At 71.9% G+C, this 16,763-nt stretch carries 13 protein-coding genes; 5 read left to right on the forward strand and 8 right to left on the reverse strand.

Annotated features, from left to right (window positions below; all coding sequences use genetic code 11):
• Positions 1–174 precede the first annotated feature (174 nt).
• Both BLW57_RS05065 and BLW57_RS05070 read left to right on the forward strand, forming a co-directional pair.
• Positions 175–831: a GNAT family N-acetyltransferase gene (locus BLW57_RS05065; RefSeq protein WP_093472440.1), complete on the forward strand. Its 657-nt coding sequence runs from the start codon at positions 175–177 to the stop codon at positions 829–831.
• A gap of 74 nt (positions 832–905) precedes the next feature.
• Positions 906–1,703: an SAM-dependent methyltransferase gene (locus BLW57_RS05070; RefSeq protein ID WP_093472442.1), complete on the forward strand. Its 798-nt coding sequence runs from the start codon at positions 906–908 to the stop codon at positions 1,701–1,703.
• A gap of 105 nt (positions 1,704–1,808) precedes the next feature.
• On the opposite strand, the gene BLW57_RS05075 is transcribed toward BLW57_RS05070, so the two are convergent.
• Positions 1,809–2,267, reverse strand: a complete 459-nt coding sequence (locus BLW57_RS05075; RefSeq protein WP_093472444.1) for a flavodoxin family protein — start codon at positions 2,265–2,267, stop codon at positions 1,809–1,811.
• Between the two features lie 115 nt (positions 2,268–2,382).
• Here BLW57_RS05075 and BLW57_RS05080 point away from each other — a divergent pair, with 115 nt between their 5' ends.
• Together BLW57_RS05080 and BLW57_RS05085 are read left to right on the forward strand one after the other, a co-directional pair.
• A complete protein-coding gene (locus tag BLW57_RS05080) occupies positions 2,383–3,024 on the forward strand; it encodes a class I SAM-dependent methyltransferase (protein ID WP_093472446.1) in 642 nt (213 codons plus the stop codon).
• Positions 3,025–3,115: 91 nt separating this feature from the next.
• Positions 3,116–3,820: a lipoprotein gene (locus BLW57_RS05085; RefSeq protein ID WP_093472448.1), complete on the forward strand. Its 705-nt coding sequence runs from the start codon at positions 3,116–3,118 to the stop codon at positions 3,818–3,820.
• Between the two features lie 21 nt (positions 3,821–3,841).
• On the opposite strand, the gene BLW57_RS05090 is transcribed toward BLW57_RS05085, so the two are convergent.
• From BLW57_RS05090 to BLW57_RS05125, 7 genes are all read right to left on the reverse strand, one after another.
• Positions 3,842–4,474 carry a GNAT family N-acetyltransferase gene (locus tag BLW57_RS05090; RefSeq protein ID WP_093472449.1) on the reverse strand — a complete coding sequence of 211 codons (633 nt, stop codon included), beginning with the start codon at positions 4,472–4,474 and terminating at the stop codon, positions 3,842–3,844.
• 127 nt (positions 4,475–4,601) lie between these two features.
• Positions 4,602–5,711 (reverse strand): amidase domain-containing protein, encoded by a 1,110-nt coding sequence (locus BLW57_RS05095; protein WP_256339797.1) that lies wholly within the window; start codon positions 5,709–5,711, stop codon positions 4,602–4,604.
• 176 nt (positions 5,712–5,887) lie between these two features.
• Positions 5,888–7,177: a polysaccharide deacetylase family protein gene (locus BLW57_RS05100; protein ID WP_093472451.1), complete on the reverse strand. Its 1,290-nt coding sequence runs from the start codon at positions 7,175–7,177 to the stop codon at positions 5,888–5,890.
• Between the two features lie 47 nt (positions 7,178–7,224).
• Positions 7,225–9,312: a transglycosylase domain-containing protein gene (locus BLW57_RS05105; protein WP_093480539.1), complete on the reverse strand. Its 2,088-nt coding sequence runs from the start codon at positions 9,310–9,312 to the stop codon at positions 7,225–7,227.
• Between the two features lie 1,089 nt (positions 9,313–10,401).
• On the reverse strand, positions 10,402–11,577 hold the full coding sequence (locus tag BLW57_RS05115; RefSeq protein WP_093472453.1) for a S1 family peptidase: 1,176 nt from the start codon (positions 11,575–11,577) through the stop codon (positions 10,402–10,404).
• Between the two features lie 210 nt (positions 11,578–11,787).
• A complete protein-coding gene (locus tag BLW57_RS05120; RefSeq protein ID WP_093472454.1) occupies positions 11,788–12,264 on the reverse strand; it encodes a hypothetical protein in 477 nt (158 codons plus the stop codon).
• Positions 12,265–12,548: 284 nt separating this feature from the next.
• Positions 12,549–14,567, reverse strand: coding sequence for a DUF1996 domain-containing protein (locus BLW57_RS05125; RefSeq protein WP_093480540.1), 2,019 nt, complete (start codon positions 14,565–14,567; stop codon positions 12,549–12,551).
• Between the two features lie 423 nt (positions 14,568–14,990).
• On the opposite strand from BLW57_RS05125, the gene BLW57_RS43015 reads away from it, so the two are divergent.
• Positions 14,991–16,757: a C40 family peptidase gene (locus tag BLW57_RS43015; RefSeq protein WP_371127775.1), complete on the forward strand. Its 1,767-nt coding sequence runs from the start codon at positions 14,991–14,993 to the stop codon at positions 16,755–16,757.
• Positions 16,758–16,763 lie beyond the last annotated feature (6 nt).

A 16,763-nucleotide genomic window follows, 5' to 3' on the forward strand; every position in this document is an offset into this window, starting at 1 on the left:
GACCGGCTCAACCCGCCCGGCCCGTCCGCCCGGGCGGACGGCGTCCGGAACAGCGCCGGTGACACGACGTCCGGCCTCGATTCCCGCTAGATTCACCGCCGGTGCGGGACTTCCGCATCCGCCGGCGGATCCGCGTCCGCCGCGCGAGCCGCAGCGTCGGAGTTCGGGGGCGTCATGGTCTGGTCGCTCATCCGCCGGGGCCGGACCGCGCCCGGCCTGCCCGTGCCCGGACGGTGCGCCCCGGGCCGGCACGTCCTGGCGACGGTACGGCTGCTGCTGTTCACGCCCCGGAACCGGCTCGACGTGGCGGCGGCACTCGCCGCGTGCGCGGACGCCGAGGCGCAGCGGTGGCTCGGCACCCAGGCGGACGAGGTCGTGCCCGATCCCGGCACCCGCCGCACCCTGCTGCGGTGGCGGCCCGCGGGAGACGACGGCCGCCGCGTTCCACGGCACCTGGCCGAGCCGTTCGCACCCGGACCCGACGACCCGATGATCCTGGTGTGCGTCCGCAGATCCGATCTCAGCTACGCCGGAGCGCTCGAACTGGAGCCACGGTCCGGTGAGATGGGCGGCTGGCTGGCACCGGGCTGCCGCGGCCAGGGCCTGGGCGCGGAGCTGTTCCGCGCGGGCGTCGCGCTCGCGCACACCCATGCCGGGCTCGCCACCGTCCGCGCCGGCGCCGAACCCGGCAACACCGCCAGCCGGCGGGCCCTGGCCCGCGCGGGTTTCGTCCAGGACCAGGGACCGCTCCGGCACACCCTGCCCGACGGGCGTGTCGTGGACGCCGTCTGGCACCGGCACGACACCGTGACGGCCTCCCGCTGCCATTGACCACGCGAGGACGTGTCCGTACCCGGCACGGCCCGCCGCACCCACCCCCCCCCACTCCCGCTCGGAGAGCCGACGTGACAGACATCGGATTCAGCCCGGACCGCATCGACACCGGCACACCGCACTCCGCCCGTATGTACGACTGGTTCCTGGACGGCAAGGACCACTACCCCGTCGACGCGGATGCCGCGCGGACGGTGCTCGACCTCTTTCCCGGCGTGAAGGACACGGCCTGGGCCAACCGCGAGTTCATGCACCGGGCCGCCCGCTTCGTCGCCGGCCGGGGTGTCGGCCAGTTCCTGGACGTGGGCACCGGCATACCCACCGAGCCGAACCTGCACCAGGTGGTGCAGGCAGTCGACCCGGCCGCCCGGGTGGTGTACGCGGACAACGACCCGATCGTGCTGCGGCACGCCGAGGCCCTGCTCCACGGCACGTCCGAGGGCCGTACCGCCTATGTGCACGCCGACGTCCGGGAACCCGAGCACATCGTGGCGTACGCCCGCGAACACCTGGACCTGACCCGGCCCGTCGGCCTGTCGCTGATCGCGCTGCTGCCGTTCGTCACCGACGAGCAGGATCCTCACGGGGTCGTCCGCACCCTGCTCGAACCGCTCCCGTCCGGCAGCCATCTGATGATCTCCCACGTCAGCGACGAGTTCGACCCGGAGGTCTGGGAGCGGATCGCGGCCGTCTACCGGTCCGGCGGCACTCCGGTGCGGGCGCGTTCACGGACGGAGGTGGCCCGCTTCTTCGACGGTCTGGAGCTGTGCGCCCCGGGTGTCGTGCCGGCCACGCGCTGGCAGCCCGAGCCGGGGATGCGCGTCCCCGGACTCCAGCCGGTGTACGTGGGGGTGGCCCGCAAGCCGTAACCGCGTGGTGTGCCGGGGGCCGTGGCTCACGGGGTGACGAAATCGAGCCACGCTCCGACGAGCCGGGGCCCGCGCTTGCGGACGCCGTGTCCGCGGCGCCGGTGCTCAGTCGCCGGTCATCAGGCCCGCCGCGACCGTGGCTCCCAGCTCCCAGCACGCCTCCGTGTCCGCCTTGCCCGGCTCGCCGGTGACGGTCACCGGCTCGGCCGCGCGCCGCCAGCCGAGGCCCGTGGTGACGGCCTCGACGGCGCGGACGGCACCGGTGACGTCGTTGCCGCCGTGGACGTAGTAGCCGAAGGGGCGGCCCCGGGTCCCGTCCAGGCACGGGTAGTAGATCTGATCGAAGAAATGCTTCAGCGCACCGGACATGTAGCCGAGGTTGGCCGGGGTGCCGAGCAGGTAGCCGTCGGCTTCGAGGACGTCGGAGGCGGTGGCGGCGAGGGCCGCGCGCCGGACCACCCGGACGCCTTCGATCTCGGGAGTCGTGGCCCCGGCGACGACGGCCTCGAACAGGGCCTGGCAGTTGGGCGACGGGGTGTGGTGGACGATCAGCAAGGTAGGCACGCCCCGCACCCTGCCGTGCGGCCGCCGTCCCCGGCAAACGGCGGGCCTCCCGGTGCGTCGCGGGCCTCCGTCCGGGGTAGGACGGTGCACGGCAGCGACGACGGGAGGAGACAGGGTGGCCGAGGACGATCACGGAGCACCGGCCGCCGTGGTGTTCGACGCCCTGGGACTCGACTACGAGAAGGCGTTCGCCGCGTCCGAGTCGCACCAGGCGTCGCTGCGGTGGCTGCTGGAGCGGCTGGCACCGGGCAGCAGCGTGCTGGACGCAGGCAGCGGAACGGGACGGCCGACCGCCGAGACCCTCTCCGGGGCGGGCCACCGGGTACTGGGCGTCGACGTCTCGCCGGTCATGGTGGAGCTGGCCGCGCGGCAGGTGCCCGGGGCCGAGTTCCGCCTGGCGGACCTCCGTGAACTGCCCGTGCCGGACGCCTCGTTCGACGCGGTGTGCGCGTACTTCTCGCTGCTCCAGATGTCCCGCCCCGAACAGGCCGCCGTCGTGGCGCGGCTGGCCCGGGCAGTACGGCCCGGCGGCCTCGTGGCACTGGCGACCGTTCCGCTCGACGTGGAGGGCGTCCAGGCCCACTTCATGGGGCAGCCGGTGGAGGTGACGAGCTTCTCCGCCGGCGCCTTCACCGAGCTGGTGACCCGGGCGGGCCTGACGGTGCTGGCCGAGGACGATGCCCTGTTCACCCCGGCCCACCCCGACGCCGTACCCGAGCCGCACCTGTTCCTGCACTGCCGGCGCGCCCCGGAGTGACCCCGGCTCGACCGCTGGTCGGGGCATATTCGTTCGGTGATGTCGGTGCTCTCCGTTACAGTGACGGCGCTGAACCGGAGGGGAGACGACAGTGCAGGTCAGGGTGGGGTCCGTAGGAAGCCGAGCGATCGTGGCGGTTGCGCTGGCAGCTGTGCTCGGCGGTTGCGCGGGTACGGCGGACGACGACGGGAAGAAGGGCGCGAGCGCATCGCCGACCGCCAAGGGCGAGAGCACGGGGTCCGGGGGCGGGGCGGCCGCGCGCGGGGGGACGATCGGCGCGGCCGGTTCCGCCTGCGAACTGCCCGTCAGCTTCGGCCTCGCCAAGGACTGGAAGCCCAAGGCGATCGACGCCGAGGCCCAGCTGGCGAAGGCGTCGAAGGGCTCCGACGACGATCTGAGCGGCGCGCTCGCCGAGAGCTTCCTCCGCCAGGGCCCGGTCACCGCCGCCTGTGAGATCGACGCCAAGCCGGCCGGCAAGATCGGCTTCCTGCGCGTGTGGACCGGCAAGAAGGGCGACGCCGACGCGGGCGGTGTGCTCCGCGCGTTCGTCGCCGCCGAGGACAACGTCAGCAAGGCGAAGTACCGTCCGTTCAAGACCGGTGGCGGCGTGTCCGCCGTGGAGGTGGAGTACCTCTACACGAGCAAGCTCCTGGACGAGACCAAGAAGGAGAGCGCCTTCGCGGTCGCCACTCCCGACGGCCCGGTCGTCCTGCACCTCGGCGGCATGGACACCGAGGAGCACGAGGCGATGCGCCCCGCCTACGACCTCGCCAAGCAGACCCTCGAACTCGCCTGAGGGCCGCCGCCCGCGCCGCGCTCAGTCCGGCGCGGTGGCCCGCCCCAGATAGGTGAGGGGGCCCGCGTCGGCGACCGCGATCTCGTGAAAGCCGACCCGGTCGTAGAAGGCGCGGGCGGCGGTGTTGACGGTGACCATGCCGAGGTGGACCGCCTGGACGCCCCGTCCGTGCAGAGCGTCCAGGAAGGTGCGCAGCAGGGCGCGGCCGTGCCCGCGGCCCTGCCAGGGGGGCAGCAGGTCGATGTGCAAGTGGGCGGGGTACTCGCCGAGTTCGGTTACGAGCATCCGCTCCGGGTGGTGCAGGAGCCGGATCATCTCCTCGGAGGGCGTACGGGGCGGCACCGCGGGCGCCGGGTAGCGGTCGGCCAGCCGGGGTATCCAGGTGCGCCGGAAGTCCTCGACGAAGCGCCCGGTGTCCGCTGTGCCGACGATGTAGCCCACGGTCCGGCCCGTACCGTCGTCCAGCACGAACGCGAGATCCGGATCGAGGTGGCAGTACGGCTCGGTGAAGATCGCCGGCATCAGGCGCCGGTCCGGGTGGACGGCCCGGGAATCGCCGCCGTTGTGCGCGGTACGGACGCAGACGTCCGCCATGTCGTCACGGTCGGCGGGACGGTAGGGCCGGATGAGGGGTGCCTGGTCCGATGGGGACATGCGGCCATCCTGCTCGCTCTGGGAGCGCTCCCACAAGTCCGGGGACGGCAAAGGCCCGCCCGGTACACCACCGATGGTGTACCGGGCGGGCCGGGTTCCGGTGCAGGGCGCGTGGCGCGCCCCCGGATCAGGTGCGGTAGGCGTAGAACGCCGCGGTCGGGTACGACGCGACGAGGCTGGCCACCGACCGGTTGTACGTGTTGGTCGAGTGGTACGTCACGTACGGCACACCGGAGCGGTCGCGGTAGGTGACGATCATCGAGTGGTCCTTGGACCCGTCCCGGTTGAAGTCCATCTGCAGGACGTCGCCGACGTCGAGCTGGTAGACGTTCGCCAGGCTGGTGACCCGCTTGGACGACAGGGCGAACCAGGAGAACTCGTTCACACCGACGAAGGAGTCGGACTGGATGTCGGCGGTGCCGAACCACTTGTGCCAGTCGTTGGTGTAACCGGGCACGTGCTTCCAGCCGCCCGCCTTCAGGGACTGGCTGACGAAGTTGGTGCAGTCGCCCCCGGCACCCTGCCCGTTGAAGTCCGGGTAGGCGGTGTTGTAGTTCTTCCAGTACTTGGCCGCGTACGTGGCCATGGCCTGGTAGTTGTACCCGGTGGCCGAGAAGTTCTTCGGATTGGCCGGGGCCGGCCAGGAGGTGGCCGAGCGGGTCGCGTCCGGCGGGCTGTCGTCCGCGGTCTTCACCGAGGGCACGGACGGCTTGGCGACCTGGTTGACGGCCAGGTAGCCGTCGTCCGTGTCGTGGATGCCGGTGAGCTGCCAGTCGCCCTTGCGGTCGGCCTGGAAGGTCAGCTCGTGGTGGGCCTGGAAACCGGTGGTCTTCTGGTCCTTCGACACCGGGCGCTCGTAGGTGAGCGTCGTCGTCTCGGTCACGGCGACCTTGGCCCGGCGGCCGTCGACCTGGGTGGCGTCCAGGACGACCTTCGTGGCGCCCGCGCTGTACTTCTCGCCGAGCTTGGCGAGCACGCTGCGGCGGTCACGCAGCTGTCCCAGGGCGGAGTCCTGCCGGCGGGTCTGACCACCGGACAGCCGCACCGACCCGGAGAACCCGGCGGCGTGGCGGGTCCGGGACTTCCCGGTGCCGTCCACGAGGGCCTGGGTGCGGTCGGTGAACACCGCGTCGGCCAGACGCTGGAAGGTCGCCTTGGTCCTGGCGTCCACCGTCGGGTCGTCGGTCACCGCCGCGCCCGCGCTCCAGTTGGGCACCAGCGCCACGCCGGCGACCACCGAGGCGGCGGCGACCGTGACTATGGAGGCGCGGCGCCCCTTACGGCTCAGTCTTCTCGATTTCAATGATGTTCCCCTTCACTCCGGTACACCTACCGGGGGAGTGAGATCTTCCCATGTCATGTGCCGGGGTTGTGAAGGGGGTATACGCAAGTGGAATCATCAGACCCCCCAGGTCACTTGACCACCGTGGACCAGTCCGGCGACTGGGCGGGGTCGAGGCTGCGCAGGGCCGTCAGGGTCTCCGGCTTCTGCACGTCCAGCCAGTCGGCCAGCTCCTTGAAGGACACGCACTTGACGCCCTTCTTGGAGCAGACGTCCTTGACCACCTGGTCGACGGACTTCATGTAGATGCCGCCGTTCCAGTCCTCGAAGTGGTTGCCGATGAACAGCGGCGCCCGGCTGCCGTAGTACACCCGGTTGAAGCCGGCCATGTACGAGTCCACGGTCTGCTGCTGCCACTGGGGAAACTCGGCCGGATCACCCTGGGTCTCCCCGTCGGACTGGTTGTAGAGGAAGTTGAAGTCCATCGACAGGCCCTGGTACTTGCCCTTCTCGTACGGCAGCATCTGGAGCGGGAAGTCCCAGATGCCCTTCTTCTTGGAGGGCCATATCTGGAAGTCGCCCGGGGAGCTGGCGTCGTAGCGCCAGCCGTAGCTCTTGATGGCCTTCAGCAGGTTCGGCTGGCCCTCCAGGCAGGGCGCGCGGCCACCGGTGACCTCCCGCTTGAAGTCGAAGGGCAACGGCGGGACGTCCTTGAAGCCGGTGTTCGTCTTCCAGTGCTCCGCGAAGGAGAAGAACTGGTCGATCTCGCTCTTCCACTGCTGAACGCTCCAGTCGCCGCCGCCCTTGGCGTCGCAGAAGTGGCCGTTGAAGTGGGTGCCGATCTCGTTGCCCTGCTCGTAGGCGAGGGAGAGCTGCTCCAGCGTGGTGCGGATGTGGTCGTCGGTGGCGTAGTCGATCGCCGCGTCGCCGGGCGAGTGCATGGGGCCGTGGTACTTGCTCTTCTCGCTCTTGGGCAGCAGGTAGATGCCGGTGAGGAAGAAGGTCATGTGGGCGTCGTACTGCTTGGCCAGGTCCCGGTAGTGCGAGAAGAGGTGGTCGCTGCCCTCCAGGGCACCGTCCCAGGAGAACACCACGAACTGGGGCGGCTTCTCCCCCGGCTTGAGGGGCACCGCCTTCAGCTGGCCGCGCTGCGGGCCGGTGTAAGAGGTGGAGCCGTCGCCGAGCACCCGGGTCTTGCCGTCCCAATGGGGTGTCGCCCCGGCCTTCGGGGCGGTCGAGGGCTTCTTGCCCGCCGAGGCGGCCGGCGCGGTGTCGTCCGGGCGGCTGAGCGCCAGGTACCCGGCGACCAGCGACGCCACGACGAGGAACGCGGCGAGTGTCAGGACCTTCGGCCGGGTGGTGGCGGGGAGGCGGCGGCTGGGCGTGGCCCGACGGCGGCCCGTCGGCTTGTTGGTGGGCATGCGCGGCTCATTCTCCGGAGGGGACGTGGAAGGGGCGGGTCTCTCGGTCAGTCAAGACCCGTCGCGGCCGACCAGAGGTCGTACGGGACGCTGTCGGTACTGGTTCCGGCCAGCCCTTCGAGCGGCAGCGGCTCCAGGGACTTCGTCAGGTCGATCCGGTACACCACGACCGCCGTGGACACGGAGTCGGCGGTTCCGGCGTACCAGGAGGCGGTGTCCTTCTCGGTGGTGCCCGCCTTCCCGCCCGTCCCCGGCTCGGCGGCGGCCGCCTGCGGGTGCGTCGCGCGGAACGAGTCGACGAGTGCCTCGCTGACGTCCTCGGCCACCTGGGCGCCGATCGCGCGGTGCGCGCGCGGGACGGTCAGCGCGACCGGCGCGCCGTTGCGGGTGATGCGGCGCACCGAGTACGGCTCGGTGTGCGTGCCCCCGGCGGCGAAGGTGGCGTAGCCACTGGCCATCCGGATCGCGCTGGGTGTCGAGCTGCCCAGCGAGAGGGCGGGCACCTGCGGGCCCATGCTGGAGGGCAGCAGCCCGGAGGCCTCGGCGGTCTGGCGGACCCGTTCCAGACCGGTGTCCATCCCGAGCTGCATGAACGGGGTGTTCACCGACTGGGTGAGAGCCTGGCGCAGGGTGATCCGGCCGTAGGACTTGCGGCCCTCGTTGTGCGCGGCGACCTTCTTGCCGCTGCGGTCCCAGTAGGGGCCCTCGGGGGTGGTGACGGGCACGCCGTCGTCTCCGTCGTAGACGCTGTCCGGGGTGACCGGGGTCGCGGGGCCGCCGCGGGTGAGGTGGGCACCGTGCTCGAGGCCCGCGGCGTAGACGAATGGCTGGAACGCGCTTCCGGCGGGAACGGTGGTGGCGTTGGACTCGTTGTAGCCCTGCTTGCGGTGGTCGGGACCGCCGTAGACGGCGAGGATGCGTCCGTCGGTGGCGACCGAGGCACCCCCGTAGTGCCCGTTCTTCGCGGCCTTGGGGTTCTCCCGTCCGGCCTTCTTGCGGGCCTGGGTGACGGCGTCGGTGAGCGCCTTCTCCCGCTTTCGGTCGAAGGTCGTGTAGATCTGGTATCCGCCCAGGTCGAACTGTTTGTCGGTCAGGTGGCCGGCCTTCTTGGCGTACTGCGAGGCCAGCTCCACCAGGTAGTCGCTCTGCTCACCGGTGTTGTAGAGCGGGTTGCTCTTCAGCGGCTCCGGGAACGTCTTGTACGTGGCCCGCTCCCGAGGCGACAGCTTGCCGATCTTGACCATGCGGTCGAGGATCCAGGTCCAGCGCTCCTCGGCCCGCTGGTGGTTGGCCTTGCCAAGGGTGGGGTCGTAGAGGCTGGCGCCCTTGAGCAGCGAGGCCAGCATGGCCGCCTCGGAGGCGTTGAGCTTGCTGACGTCCTTGCCGTAATACGCTTGCGCGGCCCGCTGGATGCCGTAGGTGCCGCGCCCGAACCAACTGGTGTTGAGGTAGCCCTCGAGGATCTTGTCCTTGCTCATCTTGTTGTCGAGCTTGAGGGCGATCATCGCTTCGGTGAATTTCCGGGTAATGGTCCGGTTCTGCGTAAGATAAACGTTCTTCACGTACTGCTGAGTGATGGTGGAACCACCTTCGGTGTCCCCCTGACCCACCGTGCGGTACAGAGCCCTGGTGAGGCCTTTGACGGAAACACCCGGATCCGTATAGAAATTCTGGTTCTCCGCCGCGAGCACGGCCCAGCGGACGTCCTCGGGTATGTCCTTCAACGGCATCGCCTGCCGCTGCACCCACCCGGTGCGCGCCATCGGCGTGCCGTCGGACCAGAAGTAGACGTTGTCCTGCTGCGTGGCGTACGTGTTGAGGTTGCTCGGTATGTCGGTGAGCGCGTACGCGGTGAAGAGGAACGCCCCGAGGAGGCTGAACGCTCCCAGGATTCCGCCGATCCACTGGCGCCAGGAGGGTATCCAGCGCCGCCACCCGGTGCGATTGGGCCGGGGGTAGAGAGGCTTGAGACGGCGTGCGTACGGCGCGAGCCGGCGGGCGTACGGGGCCAGCGGCGCGAGCGCCCGCGCCAGCGGCACCGTGACGCGCTCCTGGGCCGAGGGCCGGGCACTGCGCCGGCGCTCGGCCCGGCCGCCCCCGGCGACCGGCTCGGGCGGCGGCACCCGCAGTTGCATGGTCTCGTCCGCTCGTGGAGCGCCGACCCTCAGGAAGAGGGTCTCGTCGCCGTCGAACGAGCCCTCGTCACGACCGCCCCTTTTCCCGGGCCGGTCCTCCCCCTGCGACGCCTCGGTCACGGCGCCCCTTTCTACGTGCTTGATCTTGCTCGCGCGGGTGAACTGAACAACCTCGCAGCGGCATTCACAAGTTATCAGCGAAACTTTCGATTCCCGCGCACACGTGTCCGATGAAATGCAACACTCATGAAACATTGAGTCGTGGCCGCACTCACTCCGGCAGGCCCCCGCAGGCGTCGGCGCCCGCCTCGTCGGCCGCGGCGAAACGGTCAAACCATCGCCAACGGCGCACTTGTCGCGAGGGTCCGGTCGGCGGGCGCGGCGTCGCGCTTCCGCACGCCGTTGCCCGGACGGCAGGCAGGGAAAGGGTCTCTCCCGAGAACGGCGAGTGGGGAGATCCGGCATGGCCGGTGAGTTCCAGCGGAACAAGCTCCGGGCGATGTTCGACGCGTTCGACGCGGACGGCAACGGCTACCTTGAGCAGCAGGACTTCGAAGCGCTCACCGCCAGGTGATGCCGTACGCCGCGGGTGGCCGGGGAGCCGGCGCCGGCAGGGCGGGTGGAGAACGTGATGATGGGCTGGTGGGGCGCCTCGCGGCGGCAACCGGCCCGGGCGGCGCCGCCCGGATCGACATGGACGGGATTCTCGGCGTGGCCGATCGGCTGCCCGCCATGCGCGCGGAGACGACGGCCACGCCGACGTCGTCTTCGACGCCGTGGACGACGACCGGGACTGCCGGATCTCGCGGACCGAACACCGGCGGCTCATCCACGCCTGGCACGGTCGGCCCGTCGAGACCGCAGACGTCTTCGACCACCTCGGCCAGGACGGCGACGGCTGTCTCTCCCGCTCCGAGTGCGCATTCCTGTGGACGCAGTTCTGGACGAGCGACGACCCGGGGGACCCCGGCAACCTCATGTGCGGTCCGCTCGGCGGTGGGGTGGCCCGGAGCCGCACGCCACCCCACGCCGTGGCACGCGGGGCTCCGCCGTCGTGCACACGGAACCCCGCGTGTCCAAGGGCCGCGGTCAGGCCGTGTGCAGGGTCAGGCCGTAGCGGTTCAGGATCTCGTTGACCGGCTGGAACCAGGTCTCGCCGCCGCCGGAGCAGTTGCCCCAGCCGCCGGAGGTGACGCCCTGGGCCTGGTCACCGCTGATGAAGGAGCCGCCGGAGTCACCGGGCTCGGCGCAGACGCTCGTCTTCGTCACCTCGTGCACGGCACCCTGGCTGTAGTTGACGGTCTCGTTCAGGGCGAGCACCGTGCCGCAGTGCCAATGGGAGGTCGATCCCGAGCGGCAGATCGAGGAGCCGGGGGGCGCGACGGCCGAGCCACGCACGAGCTGGTCGGACACCTGACCCCAGCCGAGGACGACCGGAACCGTCCACCAGCCGCTGCCGACGCTCACCCAGGCGTAGTCGTTGTCCGGGAACGAGGAGCCCTGGAAGGTGCCGATGTAGGAGTGGTCCCAGCCGCTGACTCCGGCGCCCGGCTGTCCGCAGTGCCCGGCGGTCACGAAGCCGCCGTACACCGAGAAGCCTATGGAGCAGCGGACGTTGCCCGTGTAGTAGGGGTCGCCGCCGACGGTGCCGGCGGCGAAGGTCCGCGGGGCCGCGGAGACGGTCCCGACGGTGACGGGGCCCGCCTTCCGGGCTCGTGACAGGAAGCGCCGGACATCGTTGTCAGCACGTCGGCCGCGCACGATGTCGACCACCACCGTGTTGGCCCTGGGGTCGACGCGCCAGCTGCTGACCCCCGAGGGGGCCGGGAGCCGGTCGATGCGCGCCTTGACGGCCTTCAGTCGCCGGGCGCTGTGGGCGACCGTGCGGACGTCGGCTCCCGCCGCCTCGATCGCCCGGACGGTTGCCGTGGGGGCGTTGGGTGTGAGCGCCACCGCGAGCCGTCCGCGCGTGGCGTCGTACCAGGATCCTCCGTAGGTGTTCGCGGCGATTCGGCGCACCTTCGGGTCGAGGGCGGAGGCAGCCTTCTCCGACGCCAGCCGCGTCTCGGCCTGCTTCCTGGTGAGACCGAGATCCCTGCTCATGGCGGCCACGATCGAGTCGGACGCCGGCTTCGGGGACGGGGTGGGGAGGGCTCGCTCCGGCGCGGGCCTGGCCGCCGCGGCGGGGAACGCGCTCGCCGCGCCCCATCCTCCGACGGTCAGGAGTGCGGCCAGGACCACGTGCACAAGTCTGCGTTCGCTCATGGGGGGTTGCCCTTCGTCGTTCGAGTGGGGGGCGGGACAGTGGTTCGTGAGAGCGCTCTCATGCTTGGCTGGGGCAGAGCGTAGCCACGCCGGAAAGTCAGGTCCATGCCAACGCGGGCAAAATCCGACGACGCCTCAGGCGGACGGCGGGGCGCGGACGCGGCAGGGCCCCGCGCGCGCGGGGCCCTGCTGTGTGGTGCGGATGGTCGGTCAGCGCAGGTAGGTGTCGCACAGGGTGCCCGCCTCGGCGGGAGCGGCGGGCTGGTGGGCCAGGCGGCACACGGTGCGCATGTCGTCGGTGGTGCCCGGCCGCGGGGTGCGGGGGCGGGCCGGGTGGGGACGCGGGACGCGGTGGCGGTGCTCGGCCGCGTCGGGGCGGTGGGGTGCCGTGCGGTGCCGCGGCGCGGACCGTACCGGCATGCGGGGGTGCGGGTGCGGGGCGGGCCTCGCCGGGCGGTGCCGGGCGCCCTGGCGGCGGGCGGGCTGCTTCGGCTTGGCGTCGGTGCCGGTGTCGACGAGGGCACCGCGGGCGGGGGCCTGGCCGACGGACGCGACGGCGGGCGACGGCGCACGGACGGTGGCGGCCTCCATGGCCGAGGGCGAGGTCCGGTGGGCGGGGATGTGGACGCAGCCCGCGGTGAACAGCAGGGCGGCGAGCGCGGTGAGAACGCGGAACTGGTGGTGCATCCCCTCAGGGTGGCGGCGCGGCGGGCACCACCGTGGGCCGCCTCGCGGGTGATCACCGGCACGGGTGACGCGGCCGAACGCGGGGATGATCGCACCGCCCGTTCCGCCGGGCGGTCGCGGGGAGTTCCTGAAGCGAGAGAGGATCGAATCCCTCGGGGCGGGGACACCACGTCTCCGGGCCCGCACGCCGCACGGCGGCCACCCTTGCGAGGGGTGACCGCCGTGCGACGGTTCCGGGACGGTCGTGTCCCGGGTCCGGCCGTGCCGGTCGTCGCGGGGGACGTTCAGTAGCGCAGACGCTTGGCCCGCACCAGCATGAACAGGCCCGAAAGGGCGAGCAGCACGCCGATGGCCGCGGGCCACAGTTGTGCGCCCGTCTCCGCCAGGCTGCCCCGGGACGCCTGGGGTTCGGTCTGCGCGCCCGCCGGCGACGGGTAGGCGGCGGCGGAGGCCTGGTCCGAAGCCGACGAGGCGGGCGCGGAGGAGCCGGATGCGGAGGCTGCCGGGGCCGGCGCGGAGTCAGCCGAAGTGGACCGGGGCTCGGCCGACTTGGCCGGTGTGGCCTTGTCGCCCTTGTCGTGCTTGGTGGTGCGGCCGGGCGAGGTGGACGCCTCGGTCCTGGGCGCCTGGCCGTCCGCGGAGGCCGTGGGCGCGGCGGTTCCGTCGCCGCCGGGTGCCGTGGTGTTGTCGTCGCCGGGTGCCGCCGTGTCGCCGTCGCCCGGTTCGCCGGTGGCGTCGTCGCCGGGTCCGGCCGTGGCACCGGAGCTCGCGGTGGGCGTCGCCGTCGCCCCGTCGCCGGGACCCGCCGTCGGCGACGCGGTCGAATTGCCGCCGTCACCGGTGCCGTTGCCAGCGCCGTCGCCGTTGTCACCGCCGTCGCCGCCGTCCGGACCGCAGGTGCGGCCGGAGTTGATGCAGTCGACCATCTTGCCCATCAGGTCCTCGTCGAAGACGTTGATGAAGTCGCCGTGGTCGGTGACGGGCTTGTGCAGCTGCTCCGGGAAGGAGTCCACCGCGAACAGCGGTACGGTACGGCCGCCGTCCTGGACGCTCGGCGCGTCGATGTCGTAGACGATCCGCTGCACCAGCTGGGGTATCGCCCGGAAGCCGGCCGGGCAGGCGCCGTCGGCGCCCGTGAAGGCCACGTGGGTGCGGTGGTTGGCGCTGTCGATGTTGCGGCCGTCCCAGCAGCTCTGGAACCGGAAGGTGCGGACGACGTCACTGCCCTGCGGGCACAGCGGGTACTTGTCCTTCAGCTGCCGGTTCTCGAAACCGGTGCAGCTCCAGGACGCGTTCGCGTTGCCGGGGCCGTTGACGAACGCCTTGGCGTCGCCGGTGATGATGCGCAGCAGGCGCGGCATCGCCGTGACCTTCTCGCGCGGGTTGCCCACGAACGTCAGCGTCACCTGCTTGGGCGTGACGATCTTGCCCGCGTTGCCCTCCGTGCCGCCGCCCGGCGACCCGGCGTCGCGCTCCTGGGTGCCGTTCTGCAGGCGTATCACGGGCCAGTAGTAGGTGGACTTGTCGCCCTGGTCCACACAGCTCGTCTTGGCGTCGGCGAGGTCCTCGTCGCTCGCGAAGGCGGTGTTGCTCTGGTTGCCGATGTAGTCGTGGAAGTGGTGGGCGCCGTTGGTGACTCCCGGAGCGACGATGACGTTGTCCGAGTTGAACAGGCCGTTCGCGTTGACGCCGCAGTCGGAGGCGAAGGAACCGCGCGAGGCGCCGGACTGCTGGGGCGGGTTCTGCGCGTCGGGCTGTACGGAGGTGATGTCGACGTAGTCGGAGACGACGGGGCCGTTGCCGCCCTGTCCCGCGCCGCCCGGCGCCTGGCTCTCCCCGCCCTGCTGGGATCCCGCGCTCGGGGCGGCGGTCGCCCCGTCGCCGTTGCCGCCGCCCTCGCCGGGCCGCAGGGTGCAGCCGGCCAGGTCGTCCAGGCCCTCGGAGCGGTCGCCCGCGCGGTCGATGGCGTCGGCCATCCTGCCGATGGTCTCCGCCCGCTTCTCCTTCAGCGGGTTCATGATGGAGTCGTCGACGGAGTCGGCGTCCTGACCGCCGGCCTGTCCCGCGGCGCGGAGCTGCTGGTAGGCCGCCGCCGTCTGCTGGTCCAGCGCGGCGAGTTGACGGTCGACGTCCTCACGGGCCCCGTCCGGTACGTCCGTGAGCCGGCTGCCGACATCGGGGCAGTCGATGGTCGCCATGCCCGACGAGAGAACCTGTCCCGAGGTGGTGGTGGAGCCGTCGCCCCAGCCTTCGGAGGCCGAGGCGTAGACGTTGGCCGCCACGAGCCCGCCTCCGCCCAGCATCAGGGCGACCGCTGCGAAGGTCGCGCGTCGTGCGCCGGTCGGGCGTCTGCGCCTGTTGCGTACCAAGGTCGTCCCCTGTGTCTCATCGCCGGTCTCGGGCATGGAGTTCCCCCGAGCCTCATACGGAGGACGGTGCCACTGTGTTCAACCGAATCGCGAATTCACCGGGATCTCACAGGAAAACGTGAGGCACATCTCTTCCCGGTCGAACGTCGTCACGAACATCACGAATACGTATCGGACATTCCACACCTCAACCTTCACACGAGGTACACACGTTGGCTAGGTTGACGCGAGGCCGCCCGGCTGAGCCCCGGCGAGCCGCCGTGTGGTCCGGCGCCGGGTGCTCGACGGGTCGGGCGGGACGGCCCAACTGCCCTGCGGGGCAACTGCCCTGCGGGGCAAGGAAGGAGCACGTCTTCCATGGCGCCGGAGAACCGCGACGAGGTTCGGCAGCGGATCGATTCCCTCTACGACCGGGCGGAGAACGCGACCGGGAACTTCAACGCGACCCGGGCCATGGCGGCCCGCACGCGGTCCCGGGGCGTTCCGCTGGCCAAGCGGCGGGGGTCGTCCGGCCAGGATCCCGCGCACGACGCGGTGGCCCGGCAGTGGTTCGACGGGGTACGCGCCACACTCGGTCCGACCGTCCCCGCCGTCCTGCCCGCCGACCGGCTGCCCGCCGCGCCCGCGCGTCCGCGCGACGGGATGGGCGGTCTTCCGGGGGCCGACCGGGAGAGCCGCGCGCTCACGGGCGGCGACCGGAGGGAACTCGCTCTTCCGGGTCCCGACAGGGAAGTCCTCGCTCTTCCTGCCGGCGACAGGGAGGCTTTGGCCCTTCCGGCAGGTGGAGGGGACTCCCTCGGGCTGCCGCCGGGCGAGGGCGTGGACGCCGTCGGCCTCGCCGGCGGCGGAGGGGAGGTCCGGGCCCTGCCCGCCGGTGACCGGCGGACTGCGGAGACGGATGGCCCGGCTCTCCTGCTGTCCGACACCCTCCTCCCGCGCGACGGCCGCGCGACGGCCGCCCTGACGGCCGGTCCGGCGACGGAGCCGCCCGCGTTCCCCCGGCAGGCCACGGAGAGCGTCCGGACGGCGGTGCCCGTTGTCCAAACCGTCCAACAGCCTTACTTCGCGGATGACTTGCCCGGCGGAGGTGCGGGCTGGGTACCGGACCCCGCCTGGGCACACTCCTCTTCCTACGCCGGTGCACAGCAACTGGCCGAGCCGCCCTCGGGCCAGGCCGCGCAGACGGCCCAGCCGGCTCAGGCGGAGCAGTGGCGGCAGCCCGCGTGGGAGGCACCCGGTCCGGCGGCGGCCGCCCTGGCGATGCCGGCCGCGGGAGTGCGGACCATGCCCACGGCGACCCCCGTGACCGACACCGGCTCCTTCACCTACCCACCGGCGCCCACCGGCGTCACGGACACCGGGTCCTTCACCTACCAGCCCGCCCCCGCCGTCACGGACACCGGGTCCTTCACCTACCCACCGGCGCCCACCGCCGTCACGGACACCGGGTCCTTCACCTACCCGCCCGCCCCCGCCGTCACGGACACCGGGTCCTTCACCTACCCGCCCGCCCCCGCCGTCACGGACACCGGGTCCTTCACCTACCCGCCCACATCCGCCGCGCCCTTCGCCGACACCGGCGCCGCCGCCTACTCACCCGCGCCCCTCACCGACACCGGGTCCCTCACCTACCCGGTAGCGCCCACCCCTGTCGTCGACACCGGCTCCTTCGCCCCTCTCTCGGACACCGGCTCCTACACCGCCCCGGTGTCCCCGGCCGCCGACCCGCTCCCGCTGCCCGTGCCCGTCCCCGAGTCGCCGCGCGCTCTCCGTGCCGCGAAGGCCATCGCGTTCGCCCGGGCGCAGGTCGGCAAGCCGTGCGTCTGGGGAGCGACCGGACCCGATTCCTACGACTGTTCCAGCCTCACGCTGGCCGCGTGGCGGGCGGCCGGTGTCGCGCTGCCGCGTGCCGCGCACCAGCAGGCCCTGGCCGGCGCTCCGGTCACGCTCGCCGGGATCGAACCCGGTGATCTCGTCCTCTTCTTCGACGACGACCGGCACGTGGGCCTGCACGTCGGCGACGGCATGATGGTCCACGCCCCCGGACCGGGGTCGACCATCCGCGAGGAGTCGATCTACGGCGCCGGGGAGGCGGCGATCCACCGCGTCGTCCGGCCGGCCTGACCGGGA

The organism is Streptomyces sp. 1222.5, assembly GCF_900105245.1.
Lineage (GTDB): Bacteria > Actinomycetota > Actinomycetes > Streptomycetales > Streptomycetaceae > Streptomyces > Streptomyces albidocamelliae.

What these genes read in the sequence shown, in the direction of transcription:
- BLW57_RS05065 (WP_093472440.1), top strand. Translation starts at nt 175, where the DNA reads ATGGTCTGGTCGCTCATCCGCCGGGGCCGGACCGCGCCCGGCCTGCCC.
- BLW57_RS05090 (WP_093472449.1), bottom strand. Translation starts at nt 4,474, where the DNA reads ATGTCCCCATCGGACCAGGCACCCCTCATCCGGCCCTACCGTCCCGCC.
- BLW57_RS05100 (WP_093472451.1), bottom strand. Translation starts at nt 7,177, where the DNA reads ATGCCCACCAACAAGCCGACGGGCCGCCGTCGGGCCACGCCCAGCCGC.
- BLW57_RS05105 (WP_093480539.1), bottom strand. Translation starts at nt 9,312, where the DNA reads ATGCAACTGCGGGTGCCGCCGCCCGAGCCGGTCGCCGGGGGCGGCCGG.
- BLW57_RS05115 (WP_093472453.1), bottom strand. Translation starts at nt 11,577, where the DNA reads ATGAGCGAACGCAGACTTGTGCACGTGGTCCTGGCCGCACTCCTGACC.
- BLW57_RS05120 (WP_093472454.1), bottom strand. Translation starts at nt 12,264, where the DNA reads ATGCACCACCAGTTCCGCGTTCTCACCGCGCTCGCCGCCCTGCTGTTC.
- BLW57_RS05125 (WP_093480540.1), bottom strand. Translation starts at nt 14,567, where the DNA reads ATGCTGGGCGGAGGCGGGCTCGTGGCGGCCAACGTCTACGCCTCGGCC.
- BLW57_RS43015 (WP_371127775.1), top strand. Translation starts at nt 14,991, where the DNA reads ATGGCGCCGGAGAACCGCGACGAGGTTCGGCAGCGGATCGATTCCCTC.